Consider the following 3,477-nt stretch of genomic DNA (forward strand, 5'->3'; position numbering starts at 1 on the left):
GTCACCCTCAACACCGGCACCCTGACTGCCGGCAGCAACGGCGCACTCGGTCTGGGCAACCTGACCGTGGCCGGTGCCTCGGCGCTGGATAGCAACAGCGCGCTGAGCCTGGGCAACAACGTGGTACTCAACGCCAACCTGAGCAATACCGGCAGCAACGACCTGGCCCTCGCAGGCGTGGTCAGCGGCGCGGGCGGGCTGATCAAGAACGGCACCTCGAACCTGACGCTCAACGGCATCAACACTTACACCGGTGGCACCACGCTGAATGCCGGTACGCTGACCCTTGGCACGGGCGCCTCTCTGGGCAGTGGTGCGCTGACCGTGGCCGGCGCTTCGAGCCTCGACAATAGTGCGCCGCTGGTGCTGGCCAACGACGTCAACGTCAATGCCAACCTCAGTCTGGCCGGCAACAACAACCTGACCCTGGGCGGCGTGATTGCCGGGGTGGGCACCCTGACCAAGAACGGTCTGGCCGATGTGACGTTGAGCGGCAACAACACCTTCAGCGGCACCTTCGATGTGCAATCGGGCAGCCTGACCACCCTCAGCGGCACGGCATTGGGCAACGACGCCACGGTCAATCTCGCGGGCGGCGCCGCGCTGAATCTCGGCGCTTCGGTCAGCCTGGCCAGCCTGACCGGCAGCGGTACGGCGCTGGTCGGCACCGGCAACACCCTGAGCCTGGGCGGCAACAACGTCAGCAGCACCTTCGCCGGCATTCTCAGCGGTGACGGCGGACTGACCAAACTCGGCAGCGGCACCCTGACCCTCAGCGGCATCAGCGACCTGACCGGCGATACCAACGTCAATGCCGGTACCTTGCAGGTCAACGGTTCGCTGGCCAGCGGCAACGTACTGGTCAACAGCGGCGGCACACTGGGTGGCAGCGGCACCCTGACCGGTGCGGTAACCGTGGCCGATGGCGGCCATCTGGCCGGCGCCACCGGCAGCACCCTGTCGGTGAACTCGCTGGTGTTCAACGCCAATTCCAACTTCGATGTCGGCCTCGGCGCGCCGGTCTCCGGCGGCGGTAACGCGCTGGTGAATGTCGGCGGCAACCTGACGCTCGACGGCACCCTCAACGTCAGCGACATCGGCGGTTTTGGCAGCGGCGTGTATCGCCTGATCAACTACACCGGCGGCCTGACCGACAACGGCATGCTGATCGGCACGGTGCCGGGCAGTGTCACCCCCGGCGATCTGACCCTGCAAACCGCGCTGGCCAACCAGATCAATTTGCTGGTCACCGCACCGGGCGTCACTGTGCAGTTCTGGGACGGCAACCAACTCGTCGCCAACGGTTCGGTCGATGGCGGCAGCGGCACCTGGGGCACCGGCACCACCAACTGGACCGACGTCAACGGCACCACCAATCAGGCCTGGACCAACAACTTCGCGGTGTTCCAGGGCACGGCGGGTACTGTGACCGTCAACGGCGCACAAACCATCACCGGCATGCAGTTCGTCACCGATGGCTACAGCCTGCAGAACGGCACGGCGGGCTCGTTGAACCTGGTCAACGGTTCACTGGGTAACGCCTCGGTACGGGTCGATCCGAACGCCACCGCGACCCTTGGCATAGCGCTTAACGGCAGCGGCACCCTGGGCAAATATGACACCGGCACGCTGGTGCTCAACGCCGCCAACGGCTACACCGGCGGCACCGCGCTCAATGGCGGCAAGATCGTCGTCGGCAACAACGCCGCGCTCGGCACTGGCGTGTTGACGGCTGCGGACGGCACCGCACTGGACAGCAACGCGGCGGTCACGCTGGGCAACGATGTGGTGGTGAACGGTGGCCTGACTGTCGCTGGCAGCAACGCCTTGACCCTCGGCGGTGTAGTCAGCGGGGCGGGCAGCCTGATCAAGTCCGGTGCTTCGAGCCTGACCCTCAACGGCAGCAACACCTACAGCGGCGGCACTCAGCTTGCTGGCGGTACGCTGGTGCTGGGCAACAACAGCGCAATCAGCAGCGGTGCATTGAGCGTGACCGGCAACGGCACCCTCGACAGCACCTCGGCGCTGCAACTGGCCAATGCCGTCAACCTGGGTGCGCAACTGACCCTGGCCGGCAACCAGAACACCACGCTGCTCGGCGCCATCACCGGCACCGGCAGCCTGGTGAAAAACGGAACCGGTGACTTGCTCCTCAGCGGCGCCAACACCTACAGCGGCGGCACTACGCTGAACGCAGGCACTACAACCGGCGACACCAGCAGCCTGCAAGGAGCGATCGTCAACAACGCGGCGCTGACCTTCGCGCAGAACGCCGACGGCAGCTACACCGGCAACCTGACGGGCGCCGGCACGCTGAACAAAACCGGCACCGGCCAGTTGCTGCTGACCGGCAACAACACCTTCACCGGTGACACTTCGGTGCAGGCTGGCAACCTGATCGTCAACGGCGTGCTCAACAGCGCCAACGTCAACGTCGCCAGCGGCGCGCACATCGGCGGCAGCGGGCAACTGGGTGGCAACGTGCAACTGGCCAGCGGTGCAACGCTGAGCGGTGGCGGTTCGGCTACACCGTTGTCGGTCGGCTCGCTGGCGCTGTCCTCGGGGACCAATCTGGACTTCAGCCTCGGCTCGGCCGCCAGCTCCACCACGGTGGTCAACGTCGCCGGCAACCTGACCCTCGACGGCACGCTGAACATCAGCAACGCCGGCGGCTTTGGCACCGGGGTCTATCAACTGTTCCGCTACGGCGGCAGCCTGACCGACAACGGTCTGGTCTACGGCAGCCTGCCGGTGTCGGCGGCCAACCTGACCCTGCAAACCGCGATCGCCAATCAGATCAACCTGTTGGTGCAAGGCACGCCGGGTGAGGTGCAATTCTGGAACGGCGGCACCACCAACCCTGACGGCAGTATCAGTGGCGGCAGTGGCGTATGGGGCCCGGGTACCAACTGGACCGATCCGAGCGGCACGCAGGCGCTGGCTTCCAATGGTCAGTTCGCGGTGTTCGGCGGCCAGGCCGGTACGGTCACCGTGCAGGGCAATCAGAACTTCACCGGTCTGCAGTTCCTCACTGGGGGTTACAGCCTGGTGCCGGGCGCTGGCGGTACGCTGACGCCGGTCAACGGTGCCGACGGCAGTCTGGCGCCGGTGCGGGTCAATGCCGGGGCCAGTGCTGAAATCGACGTGCCGCTGATCGGCACCGGCGGTATCGAAAAACTCGATTCCGGCACCCTCGTGCTGACGGGCGCCAACACCTACAGCGGTGGCACCACGGTCAGTGGCGGTACGCTGATCGGTAACACCACCAGCCTGCAAGGCAATATCACCGACAACGCCACGCTGGTGTTCCAGCAGAACGCCAATGGTCAGTTCAACGGTGTCCTCAGCGGACTCGGAGCGATGGCCAAACGCGGTGCCGGCACGTTGTTGCTGACCGGCAATCAGCCGTTCAGCGGCACCGTCTCGGTCGATCAAGGCGTGCTCCAGGTCGGCAGCCGAGCGGCACCGCGTTTGGCC

The 3,477-nt window shown here is 65.9% G+C and carries 1 protein-coding gene; it reads left to right on the top strand.

Annotated elements, in window-relative coordinates; genetic code table 11:
• Positions 1 to 3,477 (top strand): S-layer family protein (locus DBR18_RS29080; RefSeq protein ID WP_256588676.1); only part of this gene is annotated, 3,477 nt, incomplete at both ends.

The organism is Pseudomonas sp. HMWF021, from assembly GCF_003061005.1.
Lineage (GTDB): Bacteria > Pseudomonadota > Gammaproteobacteria > Pseudomonadales > Pseudomonadaceae > Aquipseudomonas.